The sequence below is a fragment of the Pseudomonas sp. JBR1 genome, from assembly GCF_028198185.1.
In the GTDB taxonomy this organism is placed as follows: Bacteria; Pseudomonadota; Gammaproteobacteria; order Pseudomonadales; family Pseudomonadaceae; genus Chryseomonas; species Chryseomonas oryzihabitans_E.
The window spans coordinates 738327-755404 of the sequence record NZ_CP116340.1; the positions used below are offsets into that span (position 1 = coordinate 738327).

Here is a 17078-nt window from a genome sequence, read left to right on the forward strand (position 1 = left end):
GCGCCATTGACGACTCCGGGGATAAAGCCTGGCGGCAACTGGTGAGGCCTTGGTTCGCCTCTGCGAGTCCGGCCTGGGGCTGTTGGCCTATTACCGAACCCGCCCGGGGATGCCCGGATTCTTCCCATTCGGTGGCATGGTTCGCGATGGGCGTTTGCGTGACATTGTCTGTATAAGGAGAGCGAGTAAAAAAGAGCATGGGAGTTCATGACCACTAGGGAGGTTGCCAAAGTCTAGAAATACAACCTGGCGATCGACCAATGCTCAAAACTGCTAAGCATATGCACCGGCTTCGAATATCAATATCACTGTCCATTGCGCAACAGCGGTGAAATCGGCGAAATATTTTTAATTTTAATAAATGTCTGATTTTTATAGTAATTTATTTATTAAAAAAATAAAGAGAAAAGCTGTTTCATCTATTACTGTCCAATGGGCAACAGTGCGAAGCCTATCGGTCGTCAGCCAGCGCTGCTCTTTTCATGAGGTAATACCTAAATATTATTTGGCGTCGTTCTCGACCGTACCTAGTGTTGTCGCTCGATTGTCCTGGTTGGGATCTGGCGGTGACTGTCTATCTGGATGCGCGGCATCGCCGCCTGGTCAAAATGCTCTCGCATACCTTTGCCGCCCGCAGTGAGTGGCCTACCTGGGCGCTGGTCTTCGGCGTCTACGGCAGCTGGCTGACGCTCCTCTGTGGCTGGCAGTCGCTTGGCTATTGGACGCTGCCGCCGCTGATACTGGTCGTCGTACTCCATCAGTCCCTGCAGCACGAGCTGATCCATGGCCATCCCACGCGCTGGCCGCGTGCAAACGCCATGCTTGCCTATCCGCCCCTCGGGCTCTGGTTTCCCTTTCCGCTCTATCGCGATAGTCATCTGGCCCACCACCACCGCGAGACGCTCACTGATCCACGACTCGATCCCGAGAGCCGCTATGTCGATGCGGAGCTCTGGGAGCGGAGAGGGCAGGCCGGACGCGCGCTGCTCTGGCTGGACAAGACGCTGATCGGACGGATCCTGGTAGGTCCGGCGCTGGCGCTGCACGGCATGCTCGATCATGAAGTCCGCCGCTGGCGACGCGGCGAGCCTGGCGTGCTGCGCGTCTGGCTGGTCCACCTGGCGCTAGGCGCTGGCCTGCTGGTAGCGGTTCAAGAACTGTCCGGAATGCCCGCGGCGGTCTATGCCCTGGGTATCGCCTGGCCCGGCCTGGCCGTGGCGCTGATCAGGTCCTTCTACGAACATCGGCCGGCACAGGATCCTGCCCAGCGCTGCGTACTCAATGAGAGCGGCGGGGCGCTGCGGTGGCTGTTTCTCAACAACACCCTGCATCTGGTTCACCACGATCTGCCCGGCTTGCCCTGGTATCTCATCCCGCGGGTCTACCGTGCCAGACGCACGGCCTACAGGATGCGCAGCGGTGATTTCGTGTTCTCGGGTTATCGCGAACTAGGGCGACGTTTTGCCTGGCGTGCCGTCGATGGGCCGCTGCATCCCACTGCGCAGCCTTGGATACATGGCCTATGGATCCAGGCTACTCATATCAGCCTGGATCTTGATAATACCACCCCATGAAGGTTGATTAGCCCTGTCTTACTCCTCTGCCATGGCGATCAGGCAGGAGAGGTGGGCGTTCATGGCCGGAGCGGCCAGGTTGAACGTAATGGGGCTACCGCCGTTACCAGACGGATCAGCGGGCCCGAATGGAAAGCCGCCCGATGCTGATGGCCAGGGAGCGTCTTTGGCGGCGGTGGAGAGGGGAGACGCTACCGCGCCATGGCGCTAGGCACGTCTTTGAATCCTTCCGCCATTGGCCGAACCCTGCAGCAGCCTGACCAGGGCGCGGACGCTTTCCGGCAGCGCCTCCAGGTCCCTGACCAGGATATTGCGCTCGCGCAGGGCCCAGGTTTCTTCGAGTCTTATCGTCCGGATCTGCATGCTTTGGCCGTGATGCTGGGCAGCGGATTCCGGCAGGATGCCGATGCCAACCTTGGCTTCCACCATGCGGCACACGGCCTCGAAACTGGAGAGCTGGATACGCATGTTCAGGGTGGCGCCCAGTCGCTCCACCTGATCCTGGAGAAAATTCAGCAGGCTGGTGCCCTCGCGCAGGCAGATGTGCTGGTAGGCCAAGGTCTCACTCAGCGTGACCTGACGCTGGTTCGCCAAGGGATGGTCAATCGGTACCACCAGCACCAGCCGGTCCATGCTGTAGGGCAGGATCTGCAGGTTGTTGGCCTCGATCAGGCCGGCAGTGATACCCAGATCGGCGGCGCCATCGATGACGCCCCTGACGATGTCGCGATTAAGGCGCTCCTGAAGGTCCACCGTCACGCCTGGGCGATCAGCGAGATAGCCGGCCAGCAGGCCTGGCAGGAATTCGGTGACCGCCGTGGTATTGGCGAAGATCCGGATATGGCCGGTGGCATCGCTGCCGTATTCGGTGAATTCGCTCTTGAGAAAGTCGACCTGGCGCATCACCAGGCGGGCATGCTGCAGCAGGCGCTGGCCCGCGGGCGTGAGCTCTACGCCGCGGCTGTCACGGTATAGCAGACGGATACCGAACTGGCTTTCGAGGGCCTTCACCCGGGCGCTGGCGGCCGCTGGCGAGAGCGCGGCGCGGCGTGCGCCCTGGGTCAGGCTGGGCGACTCGGCGATATGGATGAAAAGCCGCAGGTCAGGCAGGTCAAAATGCATGCTCTTGTGCTCCGTGCGCCTTTCGGGCGTTCAGCCTAGCCGAATGCCGGCTTACACAAATGTAAATTCACAGAACGAAACAACTCCCCGCAAGCTGGTCGTGAGCCCATCGAGGGGAGTCAAGCATGAACAAAACGTCGGCCGCAGCCTGGGTAGGGAGAACGCTCGAAACCCGGGATTTCTTGGGGCAACGCCAGATCGCCCGCATCGCCCATACCCTTGACGAGCTGCCCTTGGCAGCTGGCGAGGCGCTGCCGCCGCTCTGGCACTGGGCTTTCTTCGACAACCCTGTGGCAGGCGCCCAGCTCGGGCCAGACGGTCACGCCTCGCGGGGCACCTTCCTGCCCTCGGCAGAAGGGCGCAATCGCATGTGGGCAGGCGGACGCCTGGAGTTTCTTGGCGAGCTGCGCGTCGACGAAGAGGTCCGCTGCGTCTCGACCCTGCTGCAGGTCGAGGAGAAGACCGGCCGTAGCGGTAGCCTGCTGTTCGTGACCGTGGAGCATCGCTATTTCCAGCAGGACGAGCTGGTGCTGCGCGAAGAGCAGGATCTGGTCTATCGCGAGCCTGGTGCGCCCAAGGCCGGAAGCGGCGAGGCCATCGCCCTCGGCAGTTGGGCGGAAGAGGTGGTAACGGAACCCACCCTGCTGTTTCGCTATTCCGCGGTGACCTTCAACGGCCATCGCATTCACTACGACTGGCCCTACGCGACGCAGCAGGAGGGCTACGCCGGTCTGGTCGTCCATGGCCCGCTCATCGCAACCCTGCTGCTGCGCAGTTTTCAGCGCGCCCATCCCGCTGCCCGGCTACGCCAATTCAGCTATCGCGGCCTGCGTCCGCTGATCGCGCCCACCCCCTTCACCCTGAGTGGTCAGGTCGTCGCACCCGGCGAGGCCGAGCTGTGGGCTGGCAATGCCGACGGTGTGGCCCAGGTCGCCCAGCTGCGTTTCGAATGACAGCGGCGCCCATACAACAAGAGAGGAGAGCCCCATGCTGGACGAACGACAAGAGGAATTCGCCGCCATTCGCGACGGAGTACGCGGCCTGTGTACCGGTTTTCCTGCCGAATACTGGCGCCGCCTCGACGAGCAGAAGGGCTTTCCCCAGGACTTCGTCCAGGCGATGACCGAGGCGGGCTGGCTGTCCGCGATGATTCCGGAAGCCTATGGCGGCTCGGGTCTGGGCCTGGCCGAAGCTTCCATCATCCTGGAAGAGGTCAATCGCTGCGGCGGCAATTCCGGCACCATCCATGGGCAGATGTACAACATGTTCACCCTGCTGCGGAACGGCAGCGAGGAGCAGAAGAGCACCTATTTGCCTCGCCTGGCCAGCGGCGAATTGCGCCTGCAGTCCATGGGCGTGACCGAACCCACTACCGGCACCGACACCACCAAGATCAAGACCACCGCGGTGCGCAAGGGCGATCGCTATGTGATCAATGGGCAGAAGGTATGGATCTCCCGGGTGCAGCATTCCGATCTGATGATCCTGTTGGCGCGGACCACACCGTTGGAAGCCGTGCAGCGCAAGTCCGAGGGCATGTCGATCTTCCTGGTGGACCTGCGCGAGGCCATCGGCAAGGGGCTCACGGTTCGGCCCATCCCCAACATGGTCAACCACGAGACCAACGAGCTGTTCTTCGATGAACTGGAAATCCCTGCCAGCAACCTGATCGGGGAAGAGGGCAAGGGGTTTCGCTACATCCTCGATGGCCTCAATGCCGAGCGCACCCTGATTGCCGCGGAGTGCATCGGCGATGGTCGCTGGTTCGTCGAGAAGGCCAGTCACTATGCCCGCGACCGCGTGGTGTTCGGCCGGCCCATTGGGCAGAACCAGGGCGTGCAGTTTCCCATCGCCGAGGCCCATATCGAGATCGAGGCCGCCGACCTGATGCGCTGGCACGCCTGCGATCTGTACGACCGTGGCGAAAACGCAGGTGCGGCGGCGAACATGGCCAAGTACCTGGCGGCCAAGGCCAGCTGGGAGGCAGCCAATGCCTGCCTGCAGACCCACGGCGGCTTCGGCTTCGCCACCGAGTACGACGTCGAGCGCAAATTCCGCGAGACACGCCTGTACCAGGTCGCACCCATCTCAACCAACCTCATTCTTTCCTACGTGGCCGAGCACCTGCTCGAACTGCCGCGCTCGTTCTAGGGTGACCTGCATGACCCATACCGAACGCCTGGCAGCCTTTCTCGGCGAGCTGGCCTACGCGGATCTGCCGGACGACGTCGTGGCCCGGACCGAAGAGCTGTTTCTCGATTGGTTGGGCTCCGCCCTGGCCAGCGACGGCAGCCATCCCATTCCACTGTTCCATGCCTATGCGCAAACCATGGGACCCACCGAGGGGCGTGCCCGGGTGCTCGTCGCACCCTACGGCACCTCGGCCTACTTTGCGGCGCTGGTCAATGGCGCAGCCTCCCACCTGGTGGAGCAGGACGACCTGCATAACAGTTCGGTGCTGCACCCCGCCACGGTGGTCTTTTCCGCCGCCCTGGCCGCGGCCCAGGATCTGGGAAAAAGCGGACAGGAGCTGATCGTTGCCGCAGTCGCCGGCTACGAGGCGGGTATTCGCATCGGTGAATTCCTCGGGCGCTCCCACTACCGGATCTTCCACACCACGGCCACGGTCGGCACCCTGGCCGCGGCCGTGGCGGTGGGCAAGCTGCTCGGCTTCAACCGGGAGCAATTCATCCAGGTGCTCGGCAACGCCGGTACCCAGGCTGCGGGTCTCTGGGAGTTCCTGCGCGACGCCGCCGATTCCAAGCAGCTGCACACTGCCAAGGCGGCAGCGGATGGACTGCTTGCGGCCTATCTCACGGCCCAGGGGCTGACCGGTGCGCGCAACATTCTGGAAGGTGAGCAGGGTATGGCCGCCGGTTTTTCCAGCGATGCCGATGCCCGCCGGCTGAGCGATGGTCTGGGGCACCGCTGGGCCTTGTTGGAAACCTCCTTCAAGTTTCATGCGTCCTGTCGCCATACCCATCCCGCGGCCGATGCCCTGCTGGATCTGATGCAGCGCGAGCGACTGGCGCCCGAGGACATCGCCCAGGTGACGGCGCGGGTCCATCAGGGCGCCCTGGACGTGCTGGGACGGGTCGAGGTGCCTCGTACCGTGCACCAGGCCAAGTTTTCCATGGGCACGGTGCTGGGCCTGATCGCTGTGCACGGCAAGGCGCAACTGGGCGAGTTCGCGCATTCGGCCCTAAGCGATCCCGCGGTCACGGCCTTCCGCGCGCGAGTGGGCATGCGACTGGACCCCGAGGTCGATGCGGCCTATCCCCAGCGCTGGCTGGGACGGGTCGAGGTGACCACTCGCCAGGGCGTCGTCCTGCAGGGACGGATCGACGAACCCAAGGGTGATCCGGGCAATACCCTCGACAGGACCGAACTGGAAGACAAGTTTCGCCGCCTGGTCGCCTTCGCCGGCAAACGCCCACCTGCCGAGGCCGATGCGCTGATCGCCCAGGCCTGGCGGCTGCACGAGTGTGCGGACCTCTACTGCTTCACCTGATCTGGAGTGCCCCAAGATGGCTGTCGAAAAACCTCGTCCCCTGGATGGCATCACGGTCGTGAGTCTCGAACATGCGATCGCCGCGCCGTTCTGCTCCCGGCAACTTGCTGACTTGGGCGCCCGGGTCATCAAGATCGAGCGGCCAGGCAGCGGCGACTTCGCCCGCGGTTATGACGAGCGCGTCGCGGGTCTCGCCTCCCACTTCGTCTGGACCAACCGCTCCAAGGAGAGCGTGGCCCTGGATCTCAAGCAGGACGACGCCCTGGCCGTGCTGGACAAGTTGCTTGCCCAGGCCGATGTCCTGTTGCAGAACCTGGCGCCGGGCGCGGCGAGTCGGCTGGGGCTGGGCTTCGAGGCGCTGCACCAACGCTTTCCCCGGCTGATCGTCTGTGACGTGTCCGGCTATGGCGCCGGTGGCAGCTACGAACGCAAGAAAGCCTATGACCTGCTCATTCAGAGCGAGGCGGGCTTTCTCTCGGTGACGGGTGGCCCTGAGGATGACCAGTTGGCCAAGGCGGGCTGCTCGATCGCTGACATCGCGGCCGGGATGTATGCCTACAGCGGCATCCTCTCGGCCCTGCTGCTGCGGGAGCGGACCGGGGAGGGCAGTCGCGTCGAGGTCAGCATGCTGGAGAGTCTCGTGGAGTGGATGGGCTATCCGTTGTACTACGCGTACGCGGGTATGCCCGCACCTGCACGCGCCGGTGCCGCTCACTCGACCATCTACCCCTACGGCCCCTTTCCGGCCGGCGATGGCGGCACGGTGATGCTGGGCCTGCAGAACGAGCGGGAGTGGCAGCTGTTTTGCGAGCAGGTGCTATTGCAGCCGGAACTGGCCGCGGATCCGCGGTTTTCTGCCAACTTCAAGCGCTCGGCGAATCGGGGCGTCCTGCGTGATCTGATCGTCGAGGCCTTCGCGCAGCTCAAGACCGAGGAGGTCATTGCCCGTTTGGAGCGCGCGCAGATCGCCAATGCCCAAGTGAACGACATGGCGGCGGTCTGGGCGCATCCCCAGTTGCGTGACCGCGATCGCTGGCGTGAGGTCGGCAGCCCGGCCGGTCCCTTGCCGGCCTTGTTGCCCCCGGCCAGCAACAACGCCTTCGACCCCCGCATGGACCCGGTTCCTGGCCTGGGCGAGCACACCGAGGCGGTGCTGCAGGAGCTTGGGTATGATGCGGCCGCGCTGGACGCGCTGCGCCAGCGGGGTGTGCTATGACCGAGGCTGTCGACCTCAGGCCTGACGACCCTCGCTCTGCCCTGTTCGTACCAGCGACCCGCCCGGAGCGAATCGCCAAGGCCCTGGCCAGTGGCGCCGATGCGGTGATCGTGGACCTGGAAGATGCGGTTGCCGAAGCCGCCAAGACGGCGGCGCGCGCTGACCTCGAACAGGCACTGCTCGCAGCGCCTGAGCTCAGGGTCTGGGTGCGCATCAATTCCGCCGCTCACCCGGCGCACGGCGCGGACCTGGCGCTGTGCCAGCGGCTGGAGCAGGTGCGCGGGGTGGTGCTGCCAAAGGCGGAAAGCGCCGCCCAGATCGACCACGTCTTGGCCATGACGGCCAAGCCCGTCTGGCCGATCATCGAGAGCGCCTGTGGCCTGGATCGCCTCAAGGAGATTGCCAAGGCTGCCGGGGTGGAGCGCCTGGTACTCGGCGGTCTGGACCTCGGCCTCGATCTCGGCCTTGAAAGTGGTACGGCGGCAGCGGAACGGCTGCTGGATCAGGCACGCTTCCGGCTCCTGCTGGAAGGGCGACTGGCCGGGCTGCCTGCGCCGCTGGACAGCGTCTTTCCGGCCATCGACGACTTGCCTGGTCTGGCAACGGCCACCCGCAGTGCCCGCGACCAGGGCTTCGGTGGCCTGCTGTGCATTCATCCCCGCCAAGTCGCCGTGGTGCACGACACCTTGACCCCGACGCAGACGGAAATCGACTGGGCACAGCGGGTGATCGCCGCGAGTCAGGGGGACCTGGGGGTCTTCGTCGTCGATGGAAAAATGGTCGATGCGCCGGTCATAGGGCGTGCACAGCGGCTGCTAAGGCGCCTGGGACGAACACTGTGCAGTGTTAGGCAGAGCTGAAGGCCCTGTTGGGCAATGATGAATTCCCCCCTGGTAAGGGGGCGCGTTAAATAACCCCGACCTGATTACAAAAACAAGATGAGGTGTCGCCATGCCCACGTTTCCCTTCAAGACGCTGTTCTGTGCCGCCGTGTTTTCCTTCGCCGGTTCGCTGCACGCCGCGGATGAAGCCCCCATCACCATCAAATTCGCCCACGTCGTCGCCGAACACACGCCCAAGGGGCAGGGCGCAGTGCTGTTCAAGAAGCTGGCGGAAGAACGCCTGCCCGGCCGGGTGAAGGTCGAGGTCTATCCCAACTCCTCGCTGTTCGGCGACGGCAAGGAGATGGAGGCCCTGCTGCTGGGCGATGTCCAGATGCTGGCGCCCTCGCTGGCCAAGTTCGAGCATTACGCTAAGGCGGTGCAGGTTTTCGATCTGCCGTTCCTGTTCGATGACATGGCTGCGGTCGACCGCTTCCAGGCCGGTCCCCAGGGCAAGGCGCTGCTGACCAGCATGGAAGGCAAGGGCATCACCGGTCTGGCCTACTGGCACAACGGCCTCAAGGTGCTCTCGGCCAACAAGCCACTGCGTGAGCCCAAGGATGCCCGCGGCTTGAAATTCCGCGTGCAGGCGTCCGCCGTCCTCGACGAGCAATTCAAGGCCTTGCGCGCCGCGCCCCGCAAGATGAGTTTCGCCGAGGTGTACCAAGGCCTGCAGACCGGGGTCGTCAATGGCACCGAGAACACCTGGTCCAACTACTACAGCCAGAAGGTCCATGAGGTTCAGCCCTATTTCACCGAGTCCAACCACGGCCTGATCGACTACATGGTCATCACCAACACCAAGTTCTGGCAGGGCCTGCCCGAGGACGTGCGCACCGAGCTGAACAAGGTGATGGGCGAAGTCACTGTCGAGGTGAACCGCCAGGCCCAGGCGCTCAACGACGAAGCCCGCAGCGCCATCGCCAAGGCCGGCACCAGCGAGATCATCGAGCTGACCCCCGCGCAACGCGAGGATTGGCGCAAGGCCATGCAGCCGGTCTGGAAGAAGTTCGAAGGTGAGATCGGCAGCGAGGTGATCGAGGCGGCGGTCAACGCCAACAAAGCCAGCTGAAGACCCGCGAGCGCTTCTTCCTTTCGTCCCCTGTCAGTGGTTGTCGGAGGTTCGTATGTCCGCCGTGACACGTCTTTGGGGCCGGCTAGAGGAGGCGCTCGTCGCCTTCCTGCTGGCGGTCATGACCCTGATCACCTTCGTCTACGTGGTGGTCAACAACGTTTACGCCGTTTTCTATTATCTCGCCGATCGCATCGCCTTCCTGGAAAGGCCCTTGTTCGCCCTGGGCGACGGCATCCTCTTCATCTCCCAGGAAATGACCTGGAGCATCGCTCTGACCAAGGCCGTGTTCGGCTGGCTGATCTTTATCGGCCTGGCCTGGGGCGTGCGCATCGGCGCCCACCTGGGGGTCGATCTGCTGGTCAAGACCTTTCCTCCCGGCCTGCGCAAGGCGGTTGCCTTGGTGGCGGTCGGCATCTGTATCTTCTATTGCGGGCTGATGACCTACTCCAGTCAGCAATGGGTGTCCGCCCTGATGACCGCCAACATCGGCGCCGAGGACCTCGATCGTTTCGGCCTGCGCCAGTGGCACATCGTGATGATCGTACCGATCGGCTTCGCGCTCATGCTGATCCGCTTCCTCGAAGTGTTCCTGCGCATCCTGCGCAACGAGCAGACCGGCTTCGGTGGACACAGTGAAGCCGAGGACGCTCTCAAGCTCGTCGACGGGCAGCACGGCACGGAGCGCCAGCCATGACCATCACCTTCCTGTTCCTTGCGCTGTTCGTCCTCATGTTCATCAGCATTCCGGTGGCCATTTCACTGGGCCTTTCCGGTGCCCTCACCATCCTGCTGTTCAGCAACGACTCGGTGCGCTCGCTGGCCATCAAGCTGTTCGAGACCAGCGAGCACTACACCCTGATGGCCATTCCGTTCTTTCTCCTGGCCGGCGCCTTCATGACCACCGGCGGGGTGGCCCATCGGCTGATCGAATTCGCCAACGCCTGCGTCGGCCACATCAGGGGCGGCCTGGCCATCGCCGCGATCCTGGCGTGCATGCTGTTCGCCGCCCTCTGTGGCTCCTCGCCGGCGACCGTCGCCGCCGTAGGTTCCATCGTCATCGCTGGCATGGTTCGTTCGGGCTACAAGCGCGAATTCGCCGCCGGCATCGTCTGCAATGCCGGCACCCTGGGAATTCTCATTCCGCCCTCCATCGTCATGGTGGTCTATGCGACGGCGACGGAATCCTCGGTGGGCAAGCTGTTCATGGCGGGTGTGGTGCCGGGATTGCTGCTGGGGCTGGTGCTGATGGTGACCATCTACGTCATCGCCCGCATCAAGAACATTCCGGCGCTGCCGCGAGCGTCCTTCCAGGAGGTGCTGCGCACCGGCCGGCGTGCCATCTGGGGTCTGATGCTGATCGTGATCATCCTCGGTGGCATCTATTCAGGCATGTTCACGCCCACGGAGGCGGCGGCGGTATCGGCGATCTATGCGGCCATCATCGCCGTCTTCGTGCACAAGGACATGAAGCTGCGGCAGTGCCATCGGGTGCTGATCGATGCGGGCAAGCTGACCGTGGTGCTGATGTTCATCATCGCCAACGCCATGCTGTTCGCCCATGTCCTGACCACCGAGCAGATTCCCCAGTCGATCACCCGCTGGGTGGTAGACCAGGGCTTCTCGCCGGTGGAGTTCCTGATCGTGGTGAACATCGTGCTGTTGATCGCCGGTACCTTCATGGAGCCATCGGCGATCATCCTCATCCTGGCGCCCATCCTGTTCCCGATCGCGGTACAGCTAGGTATCGATCCGATCCACCTGGGCATCATCATGGTGGTCAACATGGAGATCGGCCTGATCACACCGCCGACAGGACTCAACCTCTTCGTCACCTCGGCGGTGACCGGCATGCCGCTGACCACCACCATCAAGGCCGTTTCCCCCTGGCTGCTGGTGATGCTGGCCTTCCTGATCCTGGTGACCTACGTGCCCTATGTGTCCCTCGCCTTGCCTAATTGGTTGGGCATGACCTGAGGTGGAGGAGGGTGGCGGTGTGAAGGAATCCGGTGATCATTCACCGGACTCCTTGCTTTGCTGATGATGGCGGCGCCCTGGGCACATTCACTGGCCTAGCCGTTTCGGTACCTACTCCCTCAAGGTCGATCTCATTTAATACCACCCCTGATATTACTAGATTTCAATTAACCATCTCCCTGCAATGGCGGTTTATCAAGACGATCAGGATCCTGTCTCGGATTCCGGCCTTGGCCCTGGGCGACCTGTCTTGATAGCGTTCGATCCTTGAGCAGAAAAGGCAGGGGATGAAATGACCATCGCGACTTATGACGTCGTTGTTGTCGGGCTAGGCGCCATGGGCGCGGCCACGCTCTATCAGTTGGCCAAGCGTGGGGTGAGGGTCGCAGGTATTGATCGCTATTCACCGCCCCACGAACTGGGCTCAAGCCATGGGGCGACCCGGATCACCCGCCAGGCGGTGGGCGAGGGAGCGGCTTATGTCCCGCTCGCGATCCGCTCGCAGCAGCTCTGGCGCGAGCTGGAAGCGGAGCAGGGCGTCAATCTCTTCGAGCAGTGCGGCGTCTTGATCATGACGGCCACGACCACGGCCACCTCCCACCACGGCCGCCCGGACTTCACCCGGACCACCCTGGAGCTGGCTCGTCAATACGGCATCCAGCATCAGCAGTGGGATGGCGCCACCATCCGCCAGCGCTTTCCCCAATTTCGCGTCGCGGACGACGCCCTGGGCTACTTCGAACCGGGTGGTGGCTACCTCTACCCGGAAGCCTGCATCCAGGCGCAGCTAAACGCGGCTCGGGAGCGGGGTGCGCAGATTCATATCGATACCGTCATCGAGGGTCTTGAGCAAGACGAGGAGGGCGTGCGGCTGCATTCGGCGCAAGGCAGCTGGCGAGCCAAGCGGGTCATCGTCGCGGCTGGCATGTGGAGCTCCGAGCTGCTGGGTGCGCCTTTCGACCGGCTGCTGCGCGTCTGCCGTCAGACCCTGCACTGGTTCGAAGTCGCCAATCCCACGCTGTTTCCGCCTGATTCACCCAGCTTCGTCCTGGCCCACGGCAGCGGCGACAGCGATCTCTTCTATGGCTTCCCACCCTTGCCGGGTGAAAACGCCATCAAGGTCGCCACGGAACAGTATCAAGATAATACCACCCCTATAGGGATTGATAAATTTCCTCATCCTGATGAATCGAACCAGCTGTTCAGTAATCAAGTGGGAAGGTGGATTGGCGGTCTCTCTGCGCGGGCAGTGCGCAGTGCCGTCTGCGCCTACACCGTCACCCCGGATTTCGGCTTCATCATCGACGAACATCCGAGGCTGCCCGGCGTGACCGTGGTCAGCGCCTGTTCGGGACATGGCTTCAAGCACTCGGCAGCGCTGGGCGAGGCGCTCGCCCAGCGGGTGACCACCGGGCGCAGCGACATCGATCTCGGCAGCTTCTCCCTGGCGCGATTCGCCTAGCGGCTGCGTACGGTGAGGGTCACCAGGCGGGTGACCACCAGTGCGATGTACATGACGCCGGAGAACTGGCCCAGCATGACCAGTGAGCGCGCCATCGGCTTGACCGGATAGATATCGCTCAGGCCGACGCCTGAAAGGATGGCGAAGCTGACGTAGAGCAGCTCCGTCCAAGTCCGTGCGGCCATGGGGTCGTTGGCGGCGGTGAAGCTGTTCGGCTGGAGGATCTGGCAGGCCGAGTAGGCGTGAGCGAAGGCCCAGGCCAGCAGCGTGAAGGTCGCGCCTACCGCGAAGAGTTCATCGGTGGTCGCGCGCTGGTCTTCCATCATGTAGGCGATGAGACTGCCGGCGGCATAGAAATAGAAGATCGCGTCGAGAATGGCCAGGGACACCACCAGGTGCCGATCGCCATGCCATTCCACCAGTACCGTGAGCACCAGGATGCAGCCGGCGAGGATGAAGCCCAGCCACTGGATGGTCGGGCTGCGGCGCACCATGCGCAGCGCCGTGGCCAGGACGATGATGCCGAAGGCACCGATGATGGCGCGCCCGTGCTCTTCCTGTTCCACGAAGGGATAGAGCAGCAGACCGAGCAACTGGATGAACAGCAGGTTAGCGGAGGGGTAGCGGACCAGGTAGTGCAGCGGGCTCTTCATCGCGACTCGGCGGATGGCTCAGGGGCGGCCAGCGTAGCGGGTGCCGTAGCGGTTAGCCACGGGAGCTTGAGCCTCCCGTGGCGCCGTCGTCAGCTGGCCTTGCGGCGAGTGGAGGGCAACAGGATGGTGAGCACGCCCAGCAGCGGCATGTAGGAGCACAGCTGATACACGTACTCGATGCCGCGATGGTCTGCCAGATTGCCCAGGCCCGCCGCGGCGATGGCACTGAAGCCGAACATCAGACCAAAGAAGATCCCGGCGATCATGCCCACGTTGCCTGGCACCAGTTCCTGGGCGTAGACCACGATGGCCGAAAACGCCGAGGCCAGGATGAAGCCGATGATGACGCTGAGCACGCTGGTCCAGAACAGGTCGACGTAGGGTAGAGCGAGGGTGAAGGGCGCAGCCCCCAGAATCGAGAACCAGATGACCGCCTTGCGGCCGATACGATCACCAATGGGGCCGCCGAAAAAGGTGCCCGCCGCGACCGCGCCGAGAAACAGGAAGAGGTGCAGCTGGGAGCTGGCCACCGACAAGCCGAAGCGCTCGATCAGGTAGAAGGTGAAGTAGCTGGTGATGCTGGCCATGTAGATGTACTTGGAGAACACCAGCAGCGCCAGAATGATCAGTGCGAAGGTCACGCGCCGGCGCGACAGACCATGGCTCACGGGAGCCGCCTTGCGTCCCTTGGCGCTGCGCAGGTGGTTGCGGTACCAGCGTGACAGCCCGTATTGCACGCCGATGGCGAACAGGGCGAAGACCGCGAACCAGGCGACATGGGTCTGGCCGTAGGGAATGACGATGGCCGCCGCCAGCAGCGGTCCGATGGCCGTGCCGGCATTGCCACCCACCTGGAAGGTGGATTGCGCGAGGCCGAAGCGGCCTCCCGAGGCGAGGCGTGCCACCCGCGATGTCTCGGGATGGAAGGTGGACGAGCCGACGCCGATCAGGGCCGAGGCGGCCAGGATGGCCGGAAAGCTGCCGACGAAAGCGAGCAGCAGCACGCCAATCAGAGTGCAGACCATGCCGGCGGGAAGCAGATAGGGCTTGGGATGGCGATCGGTGTGGAAACCTATCCAGGGCTGCAGCAGGGAGGCGGTGATCTGAAAGGCCAGGGTGATGAGGCCGATCTGGGTAAAAGTCAGACCATAGCTGTCTTTGAGCATCGGGTAGATGGACGGCAGGACAGACTGGATCAGGTCGTTGATGAGGTGGGCAAGGGCACAGGAGGCAAGAATACCGGCCACCAGGGGCGAGGCGCCGGCCACGGCGGCGGTCGGGGTTTCGCCAGGCGACGCTGGCGCGGCAGAGGAAACGGCCATGCAGGTATTACCCTTATTATTTATGTCCAGCCGCTCACTGTGGCATCCTGTGCTATCGGAATCCAGTGCCAGTTACCGAATGTTTCCGGTAGCTGACGCCTAGTAACCACGGTCTTCACCCTGGTTTGGGTCGTTGGCACTGTCCATTCTTTTCACGCTTTTCGTAATGGCAAATCCCATGACAGCCAAAGATCCACTGCTTCTTGACCAACAACTGTGCTTTTCCCTCTATTCGGCTTCGCTCGCGATGACGCAGCTCTACAAGCCTCTGCTCGAGAGCATGGGGCTGACCTTTCCGCAGTACCTGATCATGCTGGTGCTCTGGGAGCACGACGGCCTCACGCTCAAGGAGTTGTCCAACCGCCTGCGCCAGGACTCGGGTGCCTTGACCCCGGTGGTCAAGCGCCTCGAAGCGGCCGGACTGGTCACGCGGCGCCGCAGCGCGGAAGACGAGCGCAACCTGTCGATCGAACTCACGCCCGCCGGACGCGCCCTGCGGGAGCAGGCCAGCGGCGTAAACAGCCAGGTCCGGGAAGTCTGCGCGCTGGGTGATGCCGGCCTGGATGATCTGCGGGAAACCCTGGTCATGCTGCGCAATCGCCTGGACGAAGAAGGCACGTCGAGCGCCTGAACCATCGGCGGGTGAGCGGTTCCCATGGCTACAGCCGCCGGGAGTTTGTATGACCTTCACCTATCAGCCCGACCAAGATTATCTGCTCGTGGATCTCACCAGCGGGCGTACAGCGGGCAAGTTGCTGCGCGGCGAGCTGCATATCGCCGAGAGCTGCCATGGCGAGGATCCACGGACCTACGCATGCCTGTCGGATGAAACCCTGCGCAGTACCCTGGGCGACGAAGTCGGCCAGCGCGAGGGGGATATTCTGACTTTGCGCCGTACCGGCATCCGCTTGCGCCTGGTGCCTTTGGAGCTCGCCTGCGACTAGGGTCGTTTCAGCGTGGACGCTCGCGGTTGCCGAAGAGCCTCCTGAACAGCCAGGCGACCAGCGCCACGTTGACCAGCGCCAGCAGGCAGAGCAGCCCCAGCACGGCCCGAGGGCCGTGGTGCTCCAGCAGGTAGCCGCACAGCAGGGGGGTAGCCGCCTGGCCGAGCAGCGCTGGGCGCGCCATCCGACCCAAGACGGTGGCATAGTCCGCGGGACTCCAGAGCACCAAAGGCAGGGCGCCGCGAATGATGGCCCTGAGGCCATTGCCTGCGCCAAAGATCACCAGCCCCGTCACCGTGACCCAGACGACCCCCGGCCCCAGGGTTACCAGCAGCAGTCCGGCCGCCGTGCAGATCACCGAGGCCAGGGCCGTCCACAGGGGATGTCCGTTGCGGTTCAGCAGGTCGATGATCCGCGAAGCCACCTGGCTTGGGCCCAGGCAGGCACTCAGGGCTACCGCGCTTGCCAGGCTGTAGCCAATGCCTTGCAACAGGGTGATCAATTGGATGGAGATCGCCGTCATCAGCACCGCACCCAGGGTGAACAACGCCGTGAGCACCGTGTACAGCGCCTGGTTCACCGGGGTGGATGGCGCTGCCGTCTGGGTCGAACGTGCGACCGATCCCCTGGCTACCGGCGCGGGCAAGGCGCGACGGTAGAGCGGCCAGATGGTCAGCAGCAGGACCGCGGCATAGGCCAGGCAGGCGCCGCGCCAGCCAAGGTGGGTGACCAACAGCGCCGCGACGGGCCAGGTGATGGCTGTGCAGAAGCCGGATACCAGGGTGATGCCGCTGATCGCCGAGCGTGCCTGGGCGCCATAACAGGTCCCTAGGGTTGCGAACAGCGCATCGTACAGACCGGCGGCCATGCCGATGCCCATCACCACCCACGCCAGCAGGAACAGCGGCAGATGCTGGGCACTGGCCATCAGGATCAAACCAGCCGCCACGCCCAGGCCGCTCAGCGACAGCAGCGTGCGCCCGCCCTGGCGGGCGATCAGCCGCCCACAAGCCGGTGCCAGCAGCCCCGAGACCAGCACGCCAAGGGAGAGGCCGCCATAGACCCACTGGCGAGACCAGCCGGTTTCCTGCACCACCGGATCGGCGAGCACCGCGAGAATGAAGAAGGAGCCGCCCCAGACCAGAATCTGGCCAATGCCGAGCAGCAGGATCTGGAAGGTCGAAGCCTTGGTTGGCGCAAGAGACATGGGTGCGGCGATAGTGGAAGCGAGTGGAGGTTGCGGACCTTAGCCACAGTAGCCAAGGGCTGCAATCGTCAGATCTTTATTCGGGACGGCAGTTTGTAATCAATCCGACATCTCGCTTGCCTAGGCTCCTCCGCTCG

Annotated in this window: 16 protein-coding genes; 12 read left to right on the forward strand and 4 right to left on the reverse strand. The window is 63.6% G+C overall.

Translation table 11 applies throughout. From position 1 onward, the window contains the following. Positions 1 to 608 precede the first annotated feature (608 nt). Positions 609 to 1574, forward strand: coding sequence for a fatty acid desaturase (locus tag PJ259_RS03565; RefSeq protein WP_442964884.1), 966 nt, complete (start codon positions 609 to 611; stop codon positions 1572 to 1574). A 207-nt stretch (positions 1575 to 1781) separates the two neighbouring features. Here the strand turns inward: PJ259_RS03565 and PJ259_RS03570 are convergent, their stop codons facing one another. Continuing rightward, positions 1782 to 2696 (reverse strand): LysR substrate-binding domain-containing protein, encoded by a 915-nt coding sequence (locus PJ259_RS03570; RefSeq protein ID WP_271654739.1) that lies wholly within the window; start codon positions 2694 to 2696, stop codon positions 1782 to 1784. A gap of 125 nt (positions 2697 to 2821) precedes the next feature. Here PJ259_RS03570 and PJ259_RS03575 point away from each other — a divergent pair, with 125 nt between their 5' ends. The 9 genes from PJ259_RS03575 (at position 2822) to solA (ending at position 12815) form a co-directional block, all read left to right on the forward strand. Further along, positions 2822 to 3649 (forward strand): FAS1-like dehydratase domain-containing protein, encoded by an 828-nt coding sequence (locus tag PJ259_RS03575; protein ID WP_271654740.1) that lies wholly within the window; start codon positions 2822 to 2824, stop codon positions 3647 to 3649. A gap of 34 nt (positions 3650 to 3683) precedes the next feature. After that, positions 3684 to 4847, forward strand: coding sequence for an acyl-CoA dehydrogenase family protein (locus PJ259_RS03580; RefSeq protein ID WP_434776495.1), 1164 nt, complete (start codon positions 3684 to 3686; stop codon positions 4845 to 4847). Positions 4848 to 4857: 10 nt separating this feature from the next. Continuing rightward, a complete protein-coding gene (locus tag PJ259_RS03585; RefSeq protein ID WP_271654741.1) occupies positions 4858 to 6207 on the forward strand; it encodes an MmgE/PrpD family protein in 1350 nt (449 codons plus the stop codon). Between the two features lie 16 nt (positions 6208 to 6223). Further along, positions 6224 to 7423: a CaiB/BaiF CoA transferase family protein gene (locus tag PJ259_RS03590; RefSeq protein WP_271654742.1), complete on the forward strand. Its 1200-nt coding sequence runs from the start codon at positions 6224 to 6226 to the stop codon at positions 7421 to 7423. Then, positions 7420 to 8283: an HpcH/HpaI aldolase/citrate lyase family protein gene (locus tag PJ259_RS03595; protein ID WP_271654743.1), complete on the forward strand. Its 864-nt coding sequence runs from the start codon at positions 7420 to 7422 to the stop codon at positions 8281 to 8283. The genes PJ259_RS03590 and PJ259_RS03595 overlap by 4 nt, the downstream gene beginning before the upstream one ends. A 91-nt stretch (positions 8284 to 8374) precedes the next feature. Beyond that, positions 8375 to 9376 carry a TRAP transporter substrate-binding protein gene (locus PJ259_RS03600; protein WP_271654744.1) on the forward strand — a complete coding sequence of 334 codons (1002 nt, stop codon included), beginning with the start codon at positions 8375 to 8377 and terminating at the stop codon, positions 9374 to 9376. Between the two features lie 55 nt (positions 9377 to 9431). Beyond that, positions 9432 to 10073 (forward strand): TRAP transporter small permease, encoded by a 642-nt coding sequence (locus tag PJ259_RS03605; protein ID WP_271654745.1) that lies wholly within the window; start codon positions 9432 to 9434, stop codon positions 10071 to 10073. Beyond that, positions 10070 to 11353, forward strand: a complete 1284-nt coding sequence (locus PJ259_RS03610) for a TRAP transporter large permease (RefSeq protein ID WP_271654746.1) — start codon at positions 10070 to 10072, stop codon at positions 11351 to 11353. Before PJ259_RS03605 ends, PJ259_RS03610 begins: the two co-directional genes overlap by 4 nt. Positions 11354 to 11645: 292 nt before the next feature. Further along, positions 11646 to 12815: an N-methyl-L-tryptophan oxidase gene (gene solA, locus PJ259_RS03615; RefSeq protein ID WP_271654747.1), complete on the forward strand. Its 1170-nt coding sequence runs from the start codon at positions 11646 to 11648 to the stop codon at positions 12813 to 12815. Here solA and PJ259_RS03620 read toward each other — a convergent pair. Then, positions 12812 to 13468: an ion channel gene (locus tag PJ259_RS03620; protein WP_271654748.1), complete on the reverse strand. Its 657-nt coding sequence runs from the start codon at positions 13466 to 13468 to the stop codon at positions 12812 to 12814. The two genes, solA and PJ259_RS03620, sit on opposite strands and share 4 nt — an antisense overlap. An 89-nt stretch (positions 13469 to 13557) precedes the next feature. Continuing rightward, positions 13558 to 14790: an MFS transporter gene (locus PJ259_RS03625; RefSeq protein WP_059314782.1), complete on the reverse strand. Its 1233-nt coding sequence runs from the start codon at positions 14788 to 14790 to the stop codon at positions 13558 to 13560. Between the two features lie 178 nt (positions 14791 to 14968). Between PJ259_RS03625 and PJ259_RS03630 the strand changes: the two genes are divergently transcribed. Together PJ259_RS03630 and PJ259_RS03635 are read left to right on the forward strand one after the other, a co-directional pair. Next, complete coding sequence (locus PJ259_RS03630) at positions 14969 to 15421, forward strand: MarR family winged helix-turn-helix transcriptional regulator (RefSeq protein WP_059314783.1); 453 nt, start codon at positions 14969 to 14971, stop codon at positions 15419 to 15421. A gap of 49 nt (positions 15422 to 15470) precedes the next feature. Beyond that, positions 15471 to 15734 carry a hypothetical protein gene (locus PJ259_RS03635; RefSeq protein WP_271654749.1) on the forward strand — a complete coding sequence of 88 codons (264 nt, stop codon included), beginning with the start codon at positions 15471 to 15473 and terminating at the stop codon, positions 15732 to 15734. 7 nt (positions 15735 to 15741) lie between these two features. Here PJ259_RS03635 and PJ259_RS03640 read toward each other — a convergent pair whose 3' ends face one another. Next, complete coding sequence (locus PJ259_RS03640) at positions 15742 to 16941, reverse strand: MFS transporter (protein WP_059314785.1); 1200 nt, start codon at positions 16939 to 16941, stop codon at positions 15742 to 15744. Positions 16942 to 17078 lie beyond the last annotated feature (137 nt).